The 20,228-nt window shown below is 68.0% G+C and carries 21 protein-coding genes; 5 read left to right on the forward strand and 16 right to left on the reverse strand.

The window, feature by feature from the left end; translation table 11 throughout:
* Positions 1-5: 5 nt before the first annotated feature.
* From ORG17_RS17405 to ORG17_RS17435, 7 genes are all read right to left on the reverse strand, one after another.
* Positions 6-305, reverse strand: coding sequence for a type II toxin-antitoxin system RelE/ParE family toxin (locus tag ORG17_RS17405; RefSeq protein WP_214526519.1), 300 nt, complete (start codon positions 303-305; stop codon positions 6-8).
* 265 nt (positions 306-570) lie between these two features.
* Complete coding sequence (gene dnaB / locus ORG17_RS17410; protein WP_027466900.1) at positions 571-1,935, reverse strand: replicative DNA helicase; 1,365 nt, start codon at positions 1,933-1,935, stop codon at positions 571-573.
* A 569-nt stretch (positions 1,936-2,504) separates the two neighbouring features.
* Positions 2,505-2,957, reverse strand: coding sequence for a 50S ribosomal protein L9 (gene rplI, locus ORG17_RS17415; protein ID WP_027466901.1), 453 nt, complete (start codon positions 2,955-2,957; stop codon positions 2,505-2,507).
* 14 nt (positions 2,958-2,971) lie between these two features.
* The gene (gene rpsR, locus ORG17_RS17420; protein ID WP_017887834.1) at positions 2,972-3,229 is read right to left on the reverse strand and encodes a 30S ribosomal protein S18; all 258 of its coding nucleotides are present in this window, start codon (positions 3,227-3,229) and stop codon (positions 2,972-2,974) included.
* 50 nt (positions 3,230-3,279) lie between these two features.
* Positions 3,280-3,849, reverse strand: a complete 570-nt coding sequence (locus ORG17_RS17425; protein WP_027466902.1) for a single-stranded DNA-binding protein — start codon at positions 3,847-3,849, stop codon at positions 3,280-3,282.
* Positions 3,850-3,852: 3 nt separating this feature from the next.
* Positions 3,853-4,236, reverse strand: coding sequence for a 30S ribosomal protein S6 (gene rpsF, locus ORG17_RS17430; protein WP_027466903.1), 384 nt, complete (start codon positions 4,234-4,236; stop codon positions 3,853-3,855).
* Between the two features lie 191 nt (positions 4,237-4,427).
* Positions 4,428-5,867, reverse strand: coding sequence for a CCA tRNA nucleotidyltransferase (locus ORG17_RS17435; protein WP_111057375.1), 1,440 nt, complete (start codon positions 5,865-5,867; stop codon positions 4,428-4,430).
* Positions 5,868-5,994: 127 nt separating this feature from the next.
* On the opposite strand from ORG17_RS17435, the gene ORG17_RS17440 reads away from it, so the two are divergent.
* The 5 genes from ORG17_RS17440 to ORG17_RS17460 all read left to right on the forward strand — a co-directional run bounded on the left by ORG17_RS17440 (position 5,995) and on the right by ORG17_RS17460 (position 14,086).
* A complete protein-coding gene (locus ORG17_RS17440; protein WP_250892216.1) occupies positions 5,995-10,122 on the forward strand; it encodes a DUF6049 family protein in 4,128 nt (1,375 codons plus the stop codon).
* Between the two features lie 94 nt (positions 10,123-10,216).
* Positions 10,217-11,215, forward strand: coding sequence for a thioredoxin-disulfide reductase (gene trxB / locus ORG17_RS17445; RefSeq protein ID WP_214526520.1), 999 nt, complete (start codon positions 10,217-10,219; stop codon positions 11,213-11,215).
* Positions 11,216-11,281: 66 nt separating this feature from the next.
* Positions 11,282-11,608 carry a thioredoxin gene (trxA, locus tag ORG17_RS17450; protein ID WP_017887828.1) on the forward strand — a complete coding sequence of 109 codons (327 nt, stop codon included), beginning with the start codon at positions 11,282-11,284 and terminating at the stop codon, positions 11,606-11,608.
* A gap of 150 nt (positions 11,609-11,758) precedes the next feature.
* Positions 11,759-13,063, forward strand: a complete 1,305-nt coding sequence (locus ORG17_RS17455; protein WP_214526521.1) for an aminotransferase-like domain-containing protein — start codon at positions 11,759-11,761, stop codon at positions 13,061-13,063.
* A gap of 60 nt (positions 13,064-13,123) precedes the next feature.
* Positions 13,124-14,086 (forward strand): D-alanine--D-alanine ligase family protein, encoded by a 963-nt coding sequence (locus ORG17_RS17460; RefSeq protein ID WP_214526522.1) that lies wholly within the window; start codon positions 13,124-13,126, stop codon positions 14,084-14,086.
* Positions 14,087-14,328: 242 nt separating this feature from the next.
* Here ORG17_RS17460 and ORG17_RS17465 read toward each other — a convergent pair whose 3' ends face one another.
* The 9 genes from ORG17_RS17465 to rpmH form a co-directional block, all read right to left on the reverse strand.
* Positions 14,329-14,469, reverse strand: a complete 141-nt coding sequence (locus ORG17_RS17465) for a hypothetical protein (RefSeq protein WP_214526523.1) — start codon at positions 14,467-14,469, stop codon at positions 14,329-14,331.
* Between the two features lie 240 nt (positions 14,470-14,709).
* Complete coding sequence (locus tag ORG17_RS17470; protein ID WP_214526524.1) at positions 14,710-15,678, reverse strand: ParB/RepB/Spo0J family partition protein; 969 nt, start codon at positions 15,676-15,678, stop codon at positions 14,710-14,712.
* Positions 15,678-16,571 carry a ParA family protein gene (locus ORG17_RS17475; protein ID WP_284731079.1) on the reverse strand — a complete coding sequence of 298 codons (894 nt, stop codon included), beginning with the start codon at positions 16,569-16,571 and terminating at the stop codon, positions 15,678-15,680. Before ORG17_RS17475 ends, ORG17_RS17470 begins: the two co-directional genes overlap by 1 nt.
* Before the next feature lie 81 nt (positions 16,572-16,652).
* Positions 16,653-17,312, reverse strand: coding sequence for a 16S rRNA (guanine(527)-N(7))-methyltransferase RsmG (gene rsmG, locus ORG17_RS17480; RefSeq protein WP_051597032.1), 660 nt, complete (start codon positions 17,310-17,312; stop codon positions 16,653-16,655).
* Positions 17,309-17,824, reverse strand: coding sequence for a Jag family protein (locus ORG17_RS17485; protein WP_027466912.1), 516 nt, complete (start codon positions 17,822-17,824; stop codon positions 17,309-17,311). Before ORG17_RS17485 ends, rsmG begins: the two co-directional genes overlap by 4 nt.
* Positions 17,825-18,793 carry a membrane protein insertase YidC gene (yidC, locus tag ORG17_RS17490; RefSeq protein WP_214524603.1) on the reverse strand — a complete coding sequence of 323 codons (969 nt, stop codon included), beginning with the start codon at positions 18,791-18,793 and terminating at the stop codon, positions 17,825-17,827.
* An 8-nt stretch (positions 18,794-18,801) separates the two neighbouring features.
* Entirely contained in the window at positions 18,802-19,182 is a 381-nt protein-coding gene (gene yidD / locus ORG17_RS17495; RefSeq protein WP_071248636.1) for a membrane protein insertion efficiency factor YidD, read from the reverse strand.
* Positions 19,179-19,529, reverse strand: a complete 351-nt coding sequence (gene rnpA, locus ORG17_RS17500; RefSeq protein ID WP_214526525.1) for a ribonuclease P protein component — start codon at positions 19,527-19,529, stop codon at positions 19,179-19,181. Before rnpA ends, yidD begins: the two co-directional genes overlap by 4 nt.
* Before the next feature lie 47 nt (positions 19,530-19,576).
* Positions 19,577-19,714, reverse strand: coding sequence for a 50S ribosomal protein L34 (gene rpmH, locus ORG17_RS17505; protein ID WP_022889115.1), 138 nt, complete (start codon positions 19,712-19,714; stop codon positions 19,577-19,579).
* Between the last annotated feature and the right edge of the window lie 514 nt (positions 19,715-20,228).

Genomic DNA, 20,228 nt, shown 5'->3' on the forward strand with positions numbered 1-20,228 from the left:
CCTCCTCAGTGGTAGTCCTCGATTTCGACGACCGTCGCTTCGATGGCGGCGAGCGACTTCGCCGGTATCGGATCAACTAGGAGCCGCCAGTTGCCGCTGAGCTCTCCGGCCCAGATCCCGCTTCGATCGCCCTTCAGGTCGTGCCACGCACCACCAGGGTCATCCCGCGGGAGGTCGCCGATGGTTTCGGCGTTGTTCAGTGCGTTGATGCGGAGCCGGAGCTTCTTGGCGACGTCGGGGCGCTTGCGCTGCATCTCGCGCTCGTTCGTGCACACCTTCTCGAGACGGTTGTCCTTGTACCGCACTTTCAAACGATGTCACCGATCTCGTTACACTCTAACGCTGTTGCGGGCCCCAGTATGCCTGTTCCGCGACGGATGGACGCCGACCGTGTGGCGCTTCGGTCCGTTCGAAGCGAGATTCGCTCACTGGGCTCGTCAGAAGGTTAGACCACCGCAGTGCATCAGCCCGCCACTGGGAGGAGTCCAGTTACCTCGGTGCCCGGAGCGTTTGCAGCATTCGCGCGTTCATGACCGACGGCCAGGCCCTTCCGCACCGACAACAAGCCGCCTACTGCGGCATGTCGACGAACCGCGAGAACATCCCGTGGAACGCCACGGTGATGGTGTCCGTCGGTCCGTTACGGTGCTTCGCCACGATCAGGTCCGCCTCACCCTGACGCGGGTTGTCCTTCTCGTACGCCGACTCACGGTGCAGCAGGATGACCATGTCGGCGTCCTGCTCGATGGAGCCGGACTCACGGAGGTCGGAGATCGCCGGCTTCTTGTCGGCACGCTGCTCCGGACCACGGTTCAGCTGCGACAGGGCGATGACCGGCACCTGGAGCTCCTTGGCCATCAGCTTCAGGGCACGCGAGAACTCGGAGACCTCTTGCTGGCGGCTCTCGACCTTCTTGCCCGAGGTCATCAGCTGCAGGTAGTCGATGACCACGAGCTTCAGGTTGTGCTGCTGCTTGAGTCGGCGGCACTTGGCGCGGATCTCGACGAGCGTCATGTTGGGGGAGTCGTCGATGAAGAACGGGGCGTCGTTGATGCGGCCGCGGGTCTGCGCGATGGTGGTCCAGTCGCGGGAGTCCACGGTGCCCTTGCGCATGTTCTGCAGCGGCACGCTGGTCTCGGCGGAGAGCAGACGCATCGCGATCTCGGCGCGACCCATCTCGAGCGAGAAGAAGGCGGCGGTCTGGTCGTGCTTGATCGCGGCGGCGCGGCACAGGTCGAGCGCCAGCGTCGACTTGCCCAGGGCGGGGCGGGCGGCGACGATGATGAGCTGTCCGGGGTGGAAGCCGTTCGTCAGGCCGTCGAGCTGCGCGAACCCGGTCGGCACGCCCGTCATCTGGCCGTCGCGGCCCTTGGCGGCCTCGATCTCGTCGAGCGCGGCGGAGATGGCGTCGGTCAGCGGGACGTAGTCCTCGGTCTGCACACCACCGGCGACGTTGTAGACCTCGGCCTGCGCGCTGTTGACGAGGTCGGTGACCTCACCCTCAGACGCGTAGCCCATCTGCACGATGCGGGTACCGGCGTCGACCAGACGACGGAGCACGGCCTTCTCGGCGACGATGCCGGCGTAGTAGCCGGCGTTCGCGGCGGTCGGCACCATGCTCGTGACGCTGTGCAGGTACTCGGCGCCGCCGGCACGGGACAGCAGGCCGGTCTTGGTCAGCTCGTCGGTGACGGCGATGACGTCGGTGGGTTCACCGTGGGAGTAGAGCGACAGGATCGCGTCGAAGATGACCTCGTGCTTGGGGACGTAGAAGTCCACACCGCGGGCGGTCTCGATGACGTCGGCGACGGCGTCCTTCGACAGGAGCATGCCGCCGATGGTCGACTGCTCCGCGAGCATGTCGTGCGGCGGGGTGCGTTCCATGCCGCGGTCCGCGTAGTCCTGCGGTGCGGGCTCAAGATGTGCGATCGACACACGCTCTCCTCTGTTGACGACACGGACCTGAACCGGCGGGACAGCACCCACCGGCCGGAACCCGCACCCCTGTTTCTACCCCCGGCGACCGACATCCCCGAGTCGCTCGCCCAAGCTACGGCCCCAGAGTTATCCCCAACAAACGGCCCTGTGGATAACTCTGTGGAGAGGCTGCGGAACACGCCGGAACGCTGTGTGGAGAACTGTGGACGAGCCTGTGGAAAAAGCGGCGTGCGAACACACTTTCGATCACTTGACCTGGGTTTTTCTGTTGCACACCGTGTGTGGAAAAGTGGGGTTCAAGTACCCCTTGAAGGTTCCGATTTGACACGTTTCCACTGTGTAAAACGACTTGACAAGCACCCCTCCTGTGGGAAGAGTTCTCGGCCCGTTCCCAGCCAGCGTGACCCCGTCTGAACCGTAACCAGCCAGCCCGAGTCGAGCCGCGCCTCCAGGCCCGTGACCATGTCGGCGACAGCCGTAGGACAAGCCACGCGACCGCCCCCGGAACGCAACGACGGGCGGGCCTCCCGGAGGAGACCCGCCCGTCGTGGAGCGGAACGTCAGTGCTACTTGGCAGCGACGACCTTGAGCGAGATCACGGCAGTGATGTCCTCGCGCAGGCGCACGGTGGCCTCGTGGTCACCGACGGTCTTGATGGTCGCGGGGACCTCGACCTTGCGCTTGTCGAGCGAGCCGACGCCCTGCGCCTGGACGGCGTCAGCGACGTCGCCCGGACGGACGGAGCCGAACAGACGACCGTCCTTGCCGGCCTTGACCGACAGGGTGATGGTCGCGTTCTCGAGCTTCATCTTGAGGTCCTGTGCCTCTTCGATGGTGGCGAGCTCGCGCGCGGTACGCGCGGCACGGATCGACTCGACCTGCTTCTCGCCGCCCTTGGACCACGCGACAGCGAAGCCCTGGGGGATGAGGTAGTTGCGGGCGTAGCCGTTCTTGACGTCGACGACGTCACCAGCGGAACCGAGGCCGGAGACCTCGTGGGTGAGGATGAGCTTCGACATGTGTCGACCTCCGATCAGCGGCCGGAGCCGGCGTAGGGGAGGAGCGCCATCTCACGGGCGTTCTTCACGGCACGGGCGATGAGGCGCTGCTCCTGGACGGAGACGCCGGTGATGCGACGGGCGCGGATCTTTCCACGCTCCGAGATGAACTTGCGAAGGGTCGCAACGTCCTTGTAGTCGATGACGCCGACCTTGATCGACTTCGCGGGAGCAGCGTTCTTGCCGCCCTTGCCGCGAGGCTTCCGGCGGTCGCCGGTGCTCTTTCCAGCCATAGTGATTTGTCCTTAGAAGAAAAGTTGTGTGTCCGTCGGAACGCTGAGGATCAGAACGGGGTCTCGTCGTCGAAGTTGCCGCCGGGGGTGCTCCACACGTCGTTCGACTGTGCGTTGCCGCCACCCTGCTGGCCGCCCTGGGGAGACCAGGGCGCGTCCGACTGACCGCCACCGTTGTTGTTCCAGTTGCCGCCGCCGTTGCCCGCGGGGGCGCTGGCGCCGCCGCCGACCTGGCCACGACCGCCGCCACTGCCACCCGCTGCACGGGTGATCTGTGCGGTCGCGTAGCGGAGCGACGGGCCGATCTCGTCGACCTCGAGCTCGATGCTCGTGCGCTGCTGGCCCTCACGGTCCTGGTAGGAACGCTGACGCAGACGACCCTGCGCAATGACGCGCGAGCCCTTCGTCAGCGACCCCGCCACGTGCTCGGCGAACTCGCGCCACACACTCGCGCGGAGGAACAGCGCATCGCCGTCTTTCCACTCGTTCGCCTGACGGTCGAACGTGCGAGGGGTCGACGCGATGGTGAAGTTCGCCACGGCGAGCCCGTTCTGCGTGTACCGCAGCTCGGGGTCCGCGGTGAGGTTGCCCACCACCGTGATGACGGTTTCGCCGGCCACGGGTTACTCGGCGCTCGCGGTCGCGGTTGCGGAGGCGTTGGCGGCCTTGCGGGCCGCGCGAGCCTCGTCACGCTGCTTCTGGGCGGCGACCTGCGCGATGCCCTCTTCAGCGCGGAGGACCTTCGTGCGGAGCACGGCCTCGGAGAGACCGAGCTGACGGTCGAGCTCCTTGGCGGCCTCGGGCGACGACGTGAAGTCGACGACGGCGTAGATGCCCTCGGACTTCTTCGCGATCTCGTAAGCGAGCCGGCGACGGCCCCAGACGTCCACGTTGTCGACGGTGCCACCCGCGTTGCGGATCACGGCCAGGAACTTGTCCAGGCTGGGAGCGACGGTGCGCTCATCGATCTCGGGGTCGAGGATCGCCATCAGTTCGTACTGGTGCATGCGGAACCCACCTCCTCTGGTCTCAGCGGCCCCGGGCGGTTCCCGGGGCAGGAGGGTCGATGCATGTGCCCCAGACCACGCAGGTGCGCGAGGGGCAACCTGGGTAGCCTACCGGACTGCCTGGAGGCGCGCCACCGGCCTGTGGAGAACGGTCCCGCCCGTCAGGCGGTCGCGTCTCAGGCGCCGGTGTCTCAGGCACTGGCGTCGCCTCGGGCGCTCCACCACTCGCGCAGGCGCTCCTCGGCCGTCTCCGGCCCGAGGGGTCCTTCGTCCATCCGGGCCTCGAGCAGGAACCGGTACGCCTCGCCCACGGCACGCCCCGGCGGGATGTCGAGGATCCGCATGATGTCGTCGCCGGTCAGGTCCGGACGGATCGACTCCAGTTCCTCCTGCTCGGAGAGGGTCTTGATGCGGTCCTCGAGGTCGTCGTAGGCGAACGCCAGCCGGTCGGCCTTGCGGCGGTTGCGGGTGGTGACGTCCGAACGGGTGAGCTCGTGCAGCCGTTCGAGCTGGGGTCCGGCGTCACGGACGTAGCGGCGGACGGCGGAGTCGGTCCAGGCGCCCTCGGTGTACCCGAAGAAGCGCAGGTGCAGCTCGATCAGGCGGGAGACCGCGGCGATGGTGTCGTTGTCGAAGCGGAGCGCACGGAGTCGCTTCTTCGCCATCTTCGAACCGACCAGGTCGTGGTGGTGGAAGCTCACGGCACCGCCGGGCTCGAGCTTGCGCGTCGCGGGCTTGCCGATGTCGTGCAGCAGCGCCGCGAGCCGCAGCACGGTGTCCGGGGGATCCCCGGCGTGCCGCTCGGCCTCGTACCCGATGGCCTGCTCGAGCACGGTGAGCGAGTGCTCGTAGACGTCCTTGTGGTGGTGGTGCTCGTCGACCTCGAGCCGCATCTCGGGCAGCTCGGGCAGGAACCGCTCGGCGAGTCCGGTGTCGACGAGCAGCCGGAGACCGGGGACCGGATCGTCCGTGTTGAGCAGCTTGACGAGCTCGTCGCGGACTCGCTCGGCAGACACGATGTCGATCGACGCGACGAGCTCCTGCATCGCGGCCCGCACGTCGTCGTCGACGGTGAAGCCGAGCTGGGAGGTGAACCGTGCGGCGCGCATCATCCGCAGGGGGTCGTCGCGGAACGAGACGACCGCGGTCTGGGGCGTCCGGAGCCGTGCGGCGAGCAGGTCCTCGACGCCGCCGTGCACGTCGACGAGCTCGCGGGCCGGCAGCCGCAGGGCCATCGCGTTGACGGTGAAGTCGCGACGGAGCAGGTCGTCCTCGATGGTGTCGCCGAACGCGACCTCGGGCTTGCGGGTCTCGCCGTCGTAGACGTCGCTGCGGTACGTGGTGATCTCGACCTGCTCGCCGGCGACCCGTGCGGCGATGGTGCCGAACTGGCGACCGACGTCCCACGTGGCGCTCGCGATGGGCTCGACGATCCGCAGGATGTCGTCCGGCCGGGCGTCGGTGGTGAAGTCCAGATCGGTCACCGGACGGCCGAGGAACGCGTCACGGACGGGGCCGCCGACGAGGGCGAGTTCGTGTCCGGCGTCGGCGAAGGCCCGAGCGAGGAGGTCGACGGGCTCGGTGGTGGCGAGTGCGTCGAGTCGTTCGACGGCCTGGGCAACGGACTGCATGACGGTGCTCATCCTCCCAGATCGAGGCCCCGAGTTCTCCACAAGCCGCGCGCGCACGGGACCTGTTCATGGTCGCGCCTCATACACTCGTGCTCGGCCCGAACCGACCCCGTGGCCCGCTCCCCGTATGCAGATGCTCCGCACCACGCTCGCCGCAGCCGCGTCGACCCTCGTCGCGCTCGGCCTGGTCGTCGCGCCCGTCGCCACCGATCACGCCTCGGCGTCCACGACATCAGCCGCCAAGAGCCACGTGGCCGATCCCGCCGCCGCCGACGCGGGCAAGGCGACCATCTCGATCGCCCCGGCGAACCGCGGCGTCGTCCAGCGCGACCAGGACCTCACCCTCTCGGTCACCGTCACGAACGACACCGACGCGGCCCTGCCCGCCGGGACCGCAGACTTCCGGATCTTCCGGTCGGTGAGCACGCGCGACGTCCTCGCCGGCTGGCTTGCCGACACCACCACAACGGGTTACCTCGGCGCAGAGATGGACTCCGTGGACATCCCGGCGATCCCGGCACACCGTTCGGTCTCGATCGACTCGGTGGACATCGTCTCCGGCAACGTCGCCCTCGGCGGGTACCCCTCGTTCGGTGCCCGCCGCATCGCTGCCGAGTACACGGCGGGTGACGCCTTCGCCGTCGACCGCTCCGCGATCACCTGGTACCCGGACTTCGAACAGGCCCCGGTCAGCGTCTCCGTCGCGATGCCGGTCACGGTGCCCAAGTCGACCGACGGCGTCCTCACCGCCCCGGTGCTGGCTGCCGCGACCTCGGTGGACGGCACCCTCACGCAACAGCTCGACGCGGCCGAGGACCACAACGTCGCCGTGGCCGTCGACCCGCGGATCATCGCCTCGATCCGGCTCCTCGGCGACAACGCCCCGTCGAGCGCGACCACCTGGCTGCAGCGTCTCGAAGCACTGCGCAACGAGACCTTCGCACTGTCCTACGCCGACGCTGACGTCACCGGCCTCCGCCAAGCCGGGTCAGATGGAATTCTCTCGCCGATCTCCCTCGACCAGTCCGTCGAGTCCGAGAACTTCCCCGGCGCCGAGACCCCAGCCCCGACACCGACGGCCACGCCGGGGCAGACCTCGTCCCCGGCACCCACCGAGACCTCGACCGACGGCGCCACGACCGGCGACGCCGCCGACCAGGCGCAGGAGACCCTGCCGACCACGGAGTCCCTGCTCGACTTCCCGTACTCGATGGACTCGATCGCCTGGCCGACCGAAGGCACCGTGTCCTCCGCCGACCTGCCCGCGCTCGAGCGTGCCGGCACGAAGACCACCATCGTCTCGAGCGGCAACACCTCGGCCGGCGCGGACACCACCATCACGGCGTCCGAGAAGATCGGCGACGACCACGTGCTCGTCTCCGACCAGTCGATGTCGTCGATGCTCCGCCGAGCCGCGGCCGCCACCGACCGGCAGACCTTCTCGTCGGCGATGTCCGAGCTCACCGCGACGCTGGCCACCTCGGCCCGTGCAGCGACCGCCACGGGCCCGATCCTGCTCACCCTCGGACGCGAGTGGCCGTCTGACTCCACGCGGCTCAGCCAGGCGCTGGACGCCCTCGAGAGCACCGCCTGGGTCGCCCCGGCCGACCTCTCCACCGCTTCGAAGGCCGTCGCCGGGTCGCTCACGCTCGCCAGCGCGTCCACCGGCGAGGCCCGCATCGACCAGCTCCGGCGACTCGTGCGCGGAGAACAGGGGCTCTCCGCGTTCGCGACGATCCTCGACGACCCGAACCAGCTGACCGCGCCGGCCCGGCTCCGTCTGCTCGCGCTCGCCTCGAACGCGTGGCGCGACGACGACCAGGGGCTCGCCGCCGCGGTCGAGGCCCGCACGGCCGCCTGGGCGAAGACCACCACCGAGGTCGGCATCGTCGACTCGAGCAGCCTCACCCTGCTCGGCGACCGGTCGTCCCTGCCGGTGTCCATCCGCAACAGCTCCGACTACCCGGTCACGGTGCACCTGTCCGTGCAACCGTCCAACTCGGCGCTGCGGGTGGTCCGCAACGACATCGTCGTCGAGATCCAGCCCGACTCCTCCACCCGCGCCACCGTCCCCGTACAGTCGGTCGCGAACGGCAAGGTCGAGCTGACGATGTCGCTCTCGAGCCCGACCGGCGTCGCCGTGGCCCAGCCCGCGACCGTCGAGCTGAACGTGCAGGCCCAGTGGGAGACGGTCATCACCGCGGTCGCTGCGATCGCCCTGATCGGCATCTTCGGCTTCGGCATCTTCCGCAGCATCCGCAAGCGCATCCGTCGCCGCAACGGCGAGCTCGACGACGAGGACGACGACGACCCGAACCGCCCCCTGGCGGTCCAGCCGACGGTCGGGGGCACTCAGGCGGCAACCACCCGGCCTGGAGGCACGGATCACCCCTCCGGAGCGGCCCCCGCTCCCAGCGTGGCCGCGTCCACCGCCGGGGTGGCGACCGCAGCGCCGGCCGCTGCGGTGGACCAGGGCCCCCTGCACGACGCCATCGCGCGTGCCGGAGCCGAGCCGGGCCTCCCGTCCGACGCCGCACGCAGCACCGTCGCGGACGACCGCGACCCCGAGGAGCCGACCATCAGCGCCAGCCAGCCCCAGCCCGACGTCGACGCCGAGCCGGTCGCCGAGCGCAGCCTCGGCCGGGCGAGCGCGATGCTCGCCGCCGGCACGATGCTGTCGCGCATCCTCGGCTTCGCGAAGACCTTCGTGCTGGCGTACGCGATCGGTCAGACGCAGTCACCGGCGGCGGATGCGTTCGCGGTCTCCAACCAGCTCCCGAACAACATCTACGCGCTGATCGCGGGTGGCCTGTTGTCCGCCGTGCTCATCCCGCAGATCGTCCGTGCGATGAAGCAGCACACCGACGGTGGCACGGCCTACGTCAACAAGATCGTGACGCTCGGCGGTTCCCTGTTCATCGTCATCGCCCTCGTGGCGACCCTGATCGCCCCGCTGCTCGTGCAGGTGTACGCGCAGACCGCTTCAGGCGAGGGCAAGGGGTTCACGCCCGGTCAGATCGACCTCGCGGTGGCGTTCGCGTTCTGGTGCCTTCCGCAGATCCTCTTCTACGCGATGTACTCCCTGCTCGGCGAGGTCCTGAACGCCAAGCAGGTGTTCGGCCCGTTCACGTGGGCGCCCCTCATCAACAACGTCATCTCGATCGCCGGGCTGGTGGTCTTCATCGCCATGTTCGGTGGCAGGGCCGCGAACTCCGGCGTCGACGACTGGACTCCGCTCAAGATCGCCGTCCTCGCCGGCAGTGCGACCCTGGGCGTGCTCGCTCAGGCCGCCTTCCTGCCGTTCTTCTGGCGCCGGGCTGGCCTGAGCTTCCGACCCGACTTCCGCTGGCGCGGCGTCGGCCTGAAGTCGACGGGCACGGCGGCCGGGTGGCTCTTCGCGATGATCCTCGTCACCCAGCTGGCGGGCATCGTGCAGTCGCGCGTCGCATCGCTGGGATCCGGCGCCGCGGGCAATGCGGTGCTGCAGAACGCGTGGCTGCTCTTCATGCTGCCGCACTCGATCATCACGGTCTCCATCGCGACCGCGTACTTCACACGGATGAGCCACGATGCCGAACGCGGCGACCTCGGCGCCGTCCGGAAGAACCTGTCGCTCTCGCTGCGGATCGTCGGACTGTTCACGGTCTTCGCCTCCATCGCACTGATGGTCGTCGCCGTTCCGTTCGGACGCATGTTCTCCAACACCTTCGACGGGGCACTGTCGATCGGCGCGGTCCTGCTGGCCTACATGCCGGGGCTCGTGCTCTTCAGCATGTTGTTCATCATCCAGCGCGTCTTCTGGGCGATGCACGACCACCGGACGCCGTTCCTCATGCAGTGCGTCCAGTCGGTGCTGTTCGTGATCGGCGCCCTCGCGGTCACCACGCTCCCGAACGAGGCGATCGGTGTCGCGATCGCAGCCTGCACCACACTCGCGGGCACCGCGCAGACGATCGTCGCCCTGGTGCTCGTCCGCAAGCGGCTCGGTGGCATCGAAGGACCGGTGGTCACCCGTTCGCACGTGCAGTTCGTCATCGCCGCGCTCATCGCGGGCGTCGCGGGACTCCTCGTCGTGAACTTCTTCGGGTCGTTCTCGGCGAGCGGCTTCGCGATGGCCGACTTCACCGGAGCGCTCATCACCCTCGTCCTCGCCGGCGCGGTGATGGCGGCCGTGTACTTCGGAGCCCTCGTCGTCGCGAAGAACGGCGAGATCGGCAATGCCGTCCGGTTGCTCCGCAGCAAGCTCGGCCGCTGATCCCAGCCGAGCACCACACGCTCACGGGCCGCGTGGAATGCCTCACCGGTACGATGGGTTGACCCGGTCAGACGCAACGGAAGGGCAATCAGGCATGCGCCAGCTCATCATCATCGGTTCCGGCCCGGCCGGGTTCACCGCCGGCATCTACGCAGCGCGCGCAGAGCTCAAGCCGCTCATCGTCGCCTCCAGTGTCGAGACGGGCGGTGAACTCACCAAGACGACCGAGGTCGAGAACTTCCCCGGCTTCCCCGAGGGGATCCAGGGCCCCGACCTCATGATCAAGATGCAGGAACAGGCCGAGAAGTTCGGTGCCGAGGTCCTGTACGACGACGCCGTCTCCGTCGACCTCACCGGCAAGGTCAAGAAGGTCACGGTCGGCTCCGGCGAGACGTACGAGGCCCTCGCGGTCATCTACGCCACCGGCTCGGCCTACCGTCACCTCGGCCTTCCCGACGAAGAGCGCCTGTCCGGCCACGGTGTCTCGTGGTGCGCGACCTGCGACGGCTTCTTCTTCCGACAGAAGAACATCGCCGTCGTCGGTGGCGGCGACTCCGCGATGGAAGAGGCGACGTTCCTCACCCGCTTCGCCGACAAGGTGACGGTCATCCACCGCAAGGACTCCCTGCGTGCGTCGAAGATCATGCAGGACCGCGCGATGAAGGACCCGAAGATCGAGTTCGCCTGGAACAAGGAAGTCACCGGCATCAAGGGTGACTCCGCGGTCGAGGGCGTCACGCTCAAGGACACCGTGACGGGCGAGGAGTCCGAGCTCGCGCTGGACGGCCTGTTCATCGCGATCGGCAACGACCCGCGCACGCACCTGATCCACGGCCAGATCGACATCGCGCCCGAGGGCACCATCGCCGTCCAGGGCCGTTCGTCGAAGACCAACCTGCCTGGTGTCTTCGCCGCCGGTGACGTCATCGACCCGACCTACCGTCAGGCCATCACGGCTGCCGGTTCCGGCACGGTCGCCGCGCTCGACGCCGAGAAGTACCTCGCCGAGCTCGACGACGCACTGACGGACGAGGCCGAGGGCGTCGCCCCGACCGAGCCCGCGATGGTCGACGTCATCGCCGCACGGGCCTGACCCGCCTCGGAATACCACGACGGCATCGCCGTTGTACCCCCTGAACGACTTCTCGAAGGAGCACACATGTCCAACGCCAAGGCTGTCACCGACGCCACCTTCTCGGACGAGGTCCTCAAGTCCGACAAGACGATCCTCGTCGACTTCTGGGCCGAGTGGTGTGGCCCGTGTCGCGCGGTCTCGCCGATCCTCGACCAGATCGCCGAAGAGCACGCCGGCAAGATCGAGATCGTGAAGCTCAACGTGGACGACAACCCCCAGTCGGCCATGAACTACCAGATCACGTCGATCCCGGCGATGAAGGTCTTCAAGGGCGGCGAGGTCGTCAAGACCGTCATCGGCGCCAAGCCGAAGCCCGCGCTCGAGGCCGACCTCGCCGAGTTCCTCGCGTAGGTCGCCCCAGCCGAACGGCCCCGCTCTCCCCGGAGAGCGGGGCCGTTCTCGTCCGGAGCCACCGGATGACGATCGGCCCCGTCGCGGAACCCTGGTTCCCCGGGCCGATGTCGTAGTGTGGCGGGAATGTCCCACTGAACGGAGCACTCGATGACGAACGGCAACAGCCTCGACCCCTGGTACGACTCCTACGCCCAGCGCACCGCCGGGCTGAGCGCCTCCGAGGTCCGAGCCCTGTTCGCCGTCGCCTCGCGGCCCGAAGTGGTCTCGCTGGCCGGCGGCATGCCGTTCGTCTCCGCGCTCCCCAGAGAGCTCGTCACGGGCTCCCTGGACCGTGTCATGACCGAGCACTCCGCCATGGCCCTCCAGTACGGCGGTGGACAGGGCCTGCGGTCCCTCCGCGAGCACATCGTGGACGTCATGAGCCTCGAGGGCATCCGGGCCAGCGCCGAGGACGTCGTGGTCACGACGGGCTCGCAGCACGCCCTCGACCTCGTCACCCGGCTCTTCATCGATCCGGGCGACGTCGTGCTCGCCGAGTCGCCGTCCTACGTCGGCGCGATCGGGGTCTTCCGGTCGTACCAGGCCGAGACGGTGCACGTGACGACGGACGAGCTCGGTCTCGTCCCCGAGGCGCTGCGCGAGGCGATCGCGAACCTCCGCACCCAGGGCAAGCGGATCAAGTTCCTCTACACGATCCCGAACTTCCACAACCCGGCCGGCGTCACGATGAGCCGCGAGCGTCGCATCGAGGTGCTCGACATCTGCCGGTCGAACAACATCCTCGTGCTCGAGGACAACCCGTACGGGCTCCTCTGGTTCGACGAGCCGGCGCCGCAGGCGATCCGATCGATCGACGAAGAGGGCGTGGTGTACCTCGGCTCCTTCTCGAAGACCCTCGCACCGGGCTTCCGCGTCGGCTGGGCCCTCGCGCCGCACGCCATCCGCGAGAAGCTCGTGCTCGCCAACGAGTCGGCCGTGCTCGCGCCGAACTCCTTCGGCCAGTACGTCGTGAACGCGTACCTCGACGCGGCGGACTGGAAGGGCCAGGTCGACACCTTCCGGGGCATCTACGCCGAGCGCCGTGACGCCATGCTGTCCGCGCTGGGGGAGTTCCTTCCCGACCTGTCCTGGACCAAGCCGAACGGTGGCTTCTTCGTGTGGCTCACCCTGCCCGAGTCCCTCGACTCCAAGGGCATGCTGCCGCGCGCGGTCAAGGAGCTCGTGGCGTACACGCCTGGGACGGCCTTCTACGCCGACGGACGCGGAGGCGGACACATCCGTCTGTCGTTCTGCTACCCCACGCCGGACCAGATCCGCGTGGGGGTCAAGCGCCTGGCCAACGTCGTCAACGACGAACTCGAACTGATCGAGACGTTCGGCCCGACGACCCAACCGAACACCGTGGTCCGCCAGACGTCGTCGGTCAGCGCACCGCCGCCGAACATCTCCTGATCAGCGCTTTTCCTCAGTGCTGCTCGCACAGCACCGCAGTTCCACACCGGAGGACCCCGCATGGCCGAGCTCACCCGTCGTCACGTCGTCGTCGTAGCCGGAGGCATCTCGCACGAGCGCGACGTCTCCCTCCGCTCCGGCCGTCGGGTCGCCGACTCACTGACCGGCTACGGCTGGCAGGTCGACCTGCGCGACGCTGACGCGATGCTCCTGCCGGCTCTCGCCCAATCACGCCCGGACGTTGTGTGGCCGGCACTGCACGGCGCCTCCGGTGAGGACGGGGCCCTGCGGGGCATCCTGGAGGCCGTGGACATCCCGTTCGTCGGCTCACGTTCGACGTCGGCCCGGTTGGCATGGGACAAGCCCACAGCGTCAGCGTTGGTCGCCCGCGCCGGCGTCCGCACCCCTCGTTCTGTGACGCTCTCCCACGACGTCTTCCGTGAGCTCGGTGCCGTCGGTGTCCTCGAGGCCATCGCGACGGAGCACCCGGTGCCGCTCGCGGTAAAGCCGGCGCGAGGCGGGAGCGCACAGGGCGTCACCCTGGTCAACGACGTCAAGGACCTGCCCCGGGCCATGGTGACGGCGTACACGTACTGCGACGACGTCGTGGTCGAGCAGCTCATCCGCGGCACCGAGGTCGCCGTGGGGATCATCGACACCGGAGACGGCCCCGTGGCGCTCTCCGCCGTGGAGATCGTGCCGCGGAACGGCATCTACGGGTTCGAGGCTCGCTACAACGCGGGGGAGACGACCTTCTACACGCCCGCGCGACTCTCGGCCGAGTTCGCCGGAGCAGCCGCGGAGGCTGCGGTCGCCGCGCACGCAGCTCTGGGACTCCGCCACCTGTCCCGTGTCGACCTGATCATCGACGGGGCGGGGACGCCCTGGTTCCTCGAGGCCAACGTCCTCCCCGGGCTCACTGAGACGTCACTGCTTCCGCAGGCGCTGTCGGCTTCCGGTTTCGATCTCGGCTGGACCTACGCCGAGCTCGCCGAGCAGGCGATCCGCGACCACCGCGCCTGACCCTGCAGCCGATGTTCCACGTGGAACACCGGCACATCGTGTCCCGCCTGCTCTGTCGGCGCGCTTCGATGTTCCACGTGGAACGTCGCTCCACTCGCCGAGGCGTTGGGTGCCGAGCAGACGGGCGCTCGGCGCGCCCGCCACGTTCCACCGGAACAGCACCAGGTGCCAGAAGCCCGGGCTCTTCCGGGATGGGTCGATCAAGCCGTTCGTACCAACTTCGATAAGGCGGTCACGCTCTGTCAAGGAGCCAAGGCGTCCTCGAGGTCGATGCCGACTGCCTTCACGGCGCTCACATCGCGCAGGTCGACGATGCCGGACGCTTCGACGTCGATCGCGACGATCTCCACGGCCTCGGGCTGGACGTCATTGTGGGCGATCATCGCGGAAGCTCGGGTCAACGGCCCGGTAGAACGTCCCTCGGACCGATGGCGTGAAGGGCGAGCCGCAGTTGGTCACGACACCACCATCTCACCTGAGGCGAACCGCGGTCAGCCCTGTTGCAACCGCGCCCGAGCGACCTACGGAGCCGCTGGAGCCGACGAAACGACCTACCCTCATCCGGACCCAGCCTGGCCATTACGGGGGCTCAAAACGCCGCACACGGCCGCACAGCGATGGGTTCAGCCCTCGAGGTCCTGCACTCCGAGTTCGCCGAGGATCCGGTTGAGGTCATCGCCGTTCGCGAAGTCGATCGTGACCGAACTCTTGCGAGCACCGACCGCGATCTTCACCCGCGTGTTCAGGCGATCACCGAGCCGTTCAGCGAGATCGTTGAAGTGTGCCTGGCGCTTGGACGGCTCGACCTTCGGCTTCGCCGGCGGCGTCTTCGCGGAGAGTTGCTGCGCGATCGCCTCAGCAGCACGGACGGACAGGTCCTCGTTGACGATCTTCTCGGCCAGGTACTCCATCGCCTCGGCGTCCGGGGCGGCGAGGATGGCACGAGCATGTCCGGCGGAGAGCACGCCTGCAGCCACTCGACGCTGCACGGGGGAGGGGAGCCGCAGGAGTCGGATCGTGTTCGTGATCTGCGGGCGCGATCGGCCGATGCGCTGTCCGAGCTGTTCCTGGGTGATCCCGAAGTCCGCGAGGAGCTGCTGGTACGCCGATGCCTCCTCGAGGGGGTTGAGCTGCGCACGGTGGAGGTTCTCCAGCAGTGCATCGCGCAGCATCGCGTCGTCGGGGGTGTCCTTCACGATCGCCGGGATCGTGCTCAGGCCGAGTTCCTTCGTAGCACGCAGACGACGCTCACCCATGATGAGCTCGTACTGCGGCTCGGTACCCGTCGCGCCGGGGATCGGCCGGACGACGATGGGCTGCAGGACACCGATCTCACGGATCGAGTGGACGAGCTCCTGGAGCTCCTCTTCGCGGAACTCCTTCCGGGGCTGCTGCGCGTTGGGGATCACGTCGAGCGGATTGAGGTTTGCAAGTCGTGCTCCCGGCACGGCCACCAGCTCGTCTGCCGTCGGAGCGGATGCCGGCGAGCCTCCGGTCGGGAAGAACACGTCGACGGGACGGTCCTGCTGGTCGGTTGCTGTGGGGATCAGGGCGCCGATGCCTCGGCCGAGCCCGGTTCGCTTCGGTGCCATCAGTGCTTCGCTCCTCGTGCTGCGATCTCGGCGGCCGCTTCCAGGTAGGACAGCGACCCGGTGGAGTTCACGTCGTAGGCGACGACACTCTGGCCGTAGCTCGGTGCTTCGCTCACTCGGACGGAGCGGGGGATCATGGCCTTGAGCACCTGGTCGCCGAAGTGCTCACGGACGTCATTCGCCACCTGGTTCGACAGGTTCGTGCGGCTGTCGTACATGGTCAGCAGGATCGTCGAGACCTGGAGATTCGGGTTGAGGTGCCGTTCGATCAGTTCGATGTTCCGAAGCAGCTGGCTCAGTCCTTCGAGCGCGTAGTACTCGCACTGGATCGGGATGAGTACCTCTTGTGCGGCAACGAAGGCGTTGATCGTCAGGAGGCCCAGCGACGGCGGGCAGTCGATGAAGACGTAGTGGTAGGGCTCATCCAGCGACTGCAGGTACATGTCGAGTGCAGTCCGGAGGCGCTGCTCACGGGCCACCAGTGACACGAGTTCGATCTCGGCGCCCGCAAGGTGGATCGTGGCCGGCACACACCAGAGCGTGTCCGACTCGGGGGAGGCTTGCACGGTGTCGGCCATCGGTGCCTCATCGACGATCACGTCGTAGATGCTCGCGACCTCCGCCTGGTGGTCCACGCCGAGCGCCGTCGAGGCGTTGCCCTGCGGGTCGAGGTCGATCACCAGCACCCGAGCGCCGCCATGCGCGAGACCAGCGGCCAGGTTCACCGTCGTCGTCGTCTTGCCGACGCCACCCTTCTGGTTCGAGACGGTGATGATCCGTGTCTCGGAAGGCAGCGGGAACTGCTGCGTGGCGATCGCGCGCCGGCGACGGTTCAGGTCGGCGATCTCGCGAGCGAGCGGTGTCGACGCGTCGTAGTCGGTCGATGAACTCAACGAGTGCCTCTTCCCCGGTTCGATGTTTCACGTGGAACGCGGAGCCACTGGCGGCCGGATGTCCCGGCCCGAGCCGCAGCGTCAGTCAACTGTAGCCCGGAAGACGCGGGTGGTCTCGTCGACCACACCTTCTCCGAGCTCGAGCACCTCGACATCGGAGAGGCGCTTCCGGAGGATGACCTTTCGGGCCTTCTCGATCTCTTCGTCGACCCGCGCACCCTTCATCAGGATGAGCTGCCCGCCCGAGCGCACCAGGGGCACGGTGAGCGGGATGAGCTTTGACAGGGCACTCACGGCCCGTGCGGTGACCTGGTCGACGACGACATCGTCAGCGACGTCCTCAGCACGCCCGCGGAGCACCGTGACGTTCTGCAGGCCGAGCCGATCGGACTCGGCACGAAGCCAATCCGTCCGACGCTCCATCGGCTCGATGAGGACGAACTCGACGTCCGGACGGGCGATCGCGAGCACGAGACCCGGCAGCCCTGCCCCGGAGCCGACGTCGGCAACGCGACCACGGGCCTCCAGGAGCGGTGCAAGCAACGCCGAATTGAGGATGTGTCGTGTCCACAACCGGGGGAGCTCGAGCGGGCCGATCAGGCCCAACTCCTCACCCCGTCGCGCAAGTTCGTTCGTGAACGAGCGAGCACCCTCGATCTGGTCACCGAAGAGTGCTGCGGCCGCTGCAGGCTCAGCCTCGAGCACCGGTGCGGCCTCGGTCGGGACGGGTGCGTCCGTCATCGGGTGACGACCGTGTGGCGGTCCCGACCCTCACCCTCGGACTCCGAGTGGAAGCCCTTCTCAGCGACCAGGTCGTGCACGAGCTTGCGCTCGTAGGACGACATCGGGGGGAGTGCAGCCGACGACGAACCGGCTTCGATGCGCTCGACGGCGGTGTCCACGAGCCGCTGCAGCTCGTCAGCACGGGCGTCCCGCGAGCCGCCGACGTCGAGGATGAGCCGGCTGAACTCGCCGGTCTCTGCCTGCACGGCGATCCGGGTCAGCTCCTGCAGTGCCGTCACGGTGTCGGGCTTCGACAGCACTCGGAGTGCCTCGCCGTCATCGGTGACCGACAGGTACACACGACCGGCGCGTTCCTCGATCTCGATGTCGCCGTCGAGGTCGCAGATGTCGAGGAGCTCCTCGATGTAGTCAGCCGCGATGTCCGCTTCGTCGCGGGCGTCCTCGATCTCGGTGTCCGTCGTCTCGGTGTCCGTCGCCTGGACGGCGGCTGCGGTGTCCTGCTCGGTCACTTACTTCTTCCCGTTCTTCTTCTGGCGCTGCTTGCCGACCGGCTGCTGACGCTGGGTGGTGACGCGCACGGGCTCGATCTCCGTCGCACCGGCGCCGGCGCCGGCCTCGGCGAGCACCGGGGTGGCGGTCCCGCGACGCTGTGCCTTCTTGGCCAGGCGGGCTTCACGGGCCAGTGCTGCTTCGGAGCCCGGCGTCGGCATGCTCCGGATGACGAAGTACTGCTGCGCCATCGTCCAGAGGTTCGAGGCCAGCCAGTAGAACATGACGCCGAGGGGGAAGCTCAGACCCGAGATCACGAAGACCAGCGGGAGGATGTACAGCATCATCTTCTGCTGGCGGTACATCGGAGACTCCTTGGTCTCCGGCGACATGTTCTTGGCGACGAGCTGCAGCTGCGTGATGAACTGCGACGCCGTCATCACGACGATCATGAAGCCCGCGATCGCACGGACCTCCCACCCGGAGGCGTTCGTGAACGTCTCGTGCAGCGGAGCGCCGAACAGGGCCGCGTTGCCGAACGAGCCCGCGAGGTCGTTCGTCAGCAGGCCGATGCCCGTCTTGTTGATCTGGGCCTCGTGCAGCACCGAGTACAGCGAGAAGAAGATCGGCATCTGCAGCAGCAGCGGCAGGCAGGAGCTGAGCGGGTTGGTCCCGGTCTCCTTGTAGAGCGCCATCGTCTCGCGGCTCATGGCCTCACGCGAGAACTGGTCCTTCTTGCCCTTGTACTTGTCCTGGATCTTCTTCAGCTGCGGCGCGACCTCGAGCATGCGGCGCTGCGACTTGATCTGCCGGACGAAGATCGGGATCAACGCCGCGCGGACGACGAACGTCAGGAAGATGATCGAGAGCACCCACGTGATGCCCTCGTTCGGGTCCATGCCGAGGTTCTCGAAGATCCAGTGGAAGCCGACGAGGATGGCCGAGACCACCCACTTGAGCGGCCAGAGGATCGTTCCGATGATGTCCATGGGGACGGCTACGCCTTTCGAGTGCGCTGGGGGAGCAGGACCGGCCGAACCGTTCCGACCGCGGGGTGCGGCTGCTGCGGGATCGGCGCGAGGACGAACCCGAACCGGTTGACGACGAACGGGTGACGGCGTTCCTTGACGTCGTCGATGCCGCCAGCAGCCCAGGGGTTGCAACGGGCGATGCGCCAGGCGCCCATGGCGGATCCGCGCACGACGCCGTACTGCTGGATCGCCTCGAGGGCGTACCGGGAGCACGACGGGTGGTAGCGGCAGACGTTGCCGTACAGCGGGGAGATCACAGCACGGTAGGCCCGGAGCACGACGACGCACGCGTTGCGTGGGAGCAACGCGATGACCCAGGCAAGCCGGGTCCACAGAGTGCGGTTCATGCTGCCTTCTCCACCCCGCGCGCGAAGGAGCGCGTGACGTCTTCGAGCAGGGTAGGCCATCCGGCCTGCGATGCGGCTGGCAGTACACGGACCACCACGTCGAAGCCCTGAGGGCACTCGACGAGCAGGTCGTGCGCGATCGCCTTGAGCCGCCGCCTGATCAGGTTCCGCGTCACGGCGTTGCCCACCGCCTTCGCGACGATGAAGCCGAACCGCGTCGGTCCGTTGCGATCCGCCGGCTGACGGACCACGGACACGACGACGTGCGCCGTGGCGCTCTTGCGACCACGACGCACGACGTTCCGGTAGTCATCCCCGCGCACGATGCGGTTGGCGCTGGCCAACACTGCGACGCCGGGGTCAGACCGAGGACCGGATCAGGCGATGAGCCTGATCAGGCCGAGAGCTCGGTACGGCCCTTGGCGCGACGCGCCGACAGGATGGCGCGGCCGGCACGCGTCCGCATGCGGAGGCGGAAGCCGTGCTTCTTGGCGCGGCGGCGGTTGTTCGGCTGGAAGGTGCGCTTGCTCATGATGTTCTCCACACGGCTGCTCGCGGCGAGCCGTCACGTATGTGTAGCCGTCCGGGTGTCGAACGACGCAGATGGGCGCGACCAAAGGGCCGCAGTCAACTGGTTAACGGTACGTGACAGCGGCGAGCAGGTCAAACCCCGCTCGGAGCGGTCGCGCCGTCGCCGCCGGGTCCGGCGCCCCTCGAGCCCATTCTCCACATTGGGGACAACTTCCGTTCGGTGGGACTCGGTCCGGTCCTTTACAGTGGTGTGATCGATCCCCCCGATGGCCGGTACGACAGGGAAGTACTCCTGTCGGACGGCTCGAGGTGGTCGTGGACAACACTGTGGACAACCCTGTGGGAACCTCCGCGGCAACGAGGCGTCGACGAAGCCCCCGGAGCCACCGACGATCCGCCGGCGACGACCTGGTCCCGAGTGCGGTCGCCGAGGACGCCACGGCATGTCCGACCCCGCAGGACGCACCCTCGTCCGGCAGCGAACGCACGACACGACCCCTGGAGACGAGCGCGAC

Origin of the sequence: Curtobacterium flaccumfaciens pv. betae, from assembly GCF_026241855.1 — a bacterium.
GTDB lineage: Bacteria > Actinomycetota > Actinomycetes > Actinomycetales > Microbacteriaceae > Curtobacterium > Curtobacterium flaccumfaciens.

Coding starts and splice junctions, on each gene's coding strand:
- rplI (WP_027466901.1), bottom strand. CDS start 2,957: ATGTCGAAGCTCATCCTCACCCACGAGGTCTCCGGCCTCGGTTCCGCT.
- rpsR (WP_017887834.1), bottom strand. CDS start 3,229: ATGGCTGGAAAGAGCACCGGCGACCGCCGGAAGCCTCGCGGCAAGGGC.
- rpsF (WP_027466903.1), bottom strand. CDS start 4,236: ATGCACCAGTACGAACTGATGGCGATCCTCGACCCCGAGATCGATGAG.
- ORG17_RS17435 (WP_111057375.1), bottom strand. CDS start 5,867: ATGCAGTCCGTTGCCCAGGCCGTCGAACGACTCGACGCACTCGCCACC.
- ORG17_RS17440 (WP_250892216.1), top strand. CDS start 5,995: ATGCAGATGCTCCGCACCACGCTCGCCGCAGCCGCGTCGACCCTCGTC.
- trxB (WP_214526520.1), top strand. CDS start 10,217: ATGCGCCAGCTCATCATCATCGGTTCCGGCCCGGCCGGGTTCACCGCC.
- trxA (WP_017887828.1), top strand. CDS start 11,282: ATGTCCAACGCCAAGGCTGTCACCGACGCCACCTTCTCGGACGAGGTC.
- ORG17_RS17455 (WP_214526521.1), top strand. CDS start 11,759: ATGACGAACGGCAACAGCCTCGACCCCTGGTACGACTCCTACGCCCAG.
- ORG17_RS17460 (WP_214526522.1), top strand. CDS start 13,124: ATGGCCGAGCTCACCCGTCGTCACGTCGTCGTCGTAGCCGGAGGCATC.
- ORG17_RS17465 (WP_214526523.1), bottom strand. CDS start 14,469: ATGATCGCCCACAATGACGTCCAGCCCGAGGCCGTGGAGATCGTCGCG.
- ORG17_RS17470 (WP_214526524.1), bottom strand. CDS start 15,678: ATGGCACCGAAGCGAACCGGGCTCGGCCGAGGCATCGGCGCCCTGATC.
- rsmG (WP_051597032.1), bottom strand. CDS start 17,312: ATGACGGACGCACCCGTCCCGACCGAGGCCGCACCGGTGCTCGAGGCT.
- yidC (WP_214524603.1), bottom strand. CDS start 18,793: ATGGACATCATCGGAACGATCCTCTGGCCGCTCAAGTGGGTGGTCTCG.
- yidD (WP_071248636.1), bottom strand. CDS start 19,182: ATGAACCGCACTCTGTGGACCCGGCTTGCCTGGGTCATCGCGTTGCTC.
- rpmH (WP_022889115.1), bottom strand. CDS start 19,714: ATGAGCAAGCGCACCTTCCAGCCGAACAACCGCCGCCGCGCCAAGAAG.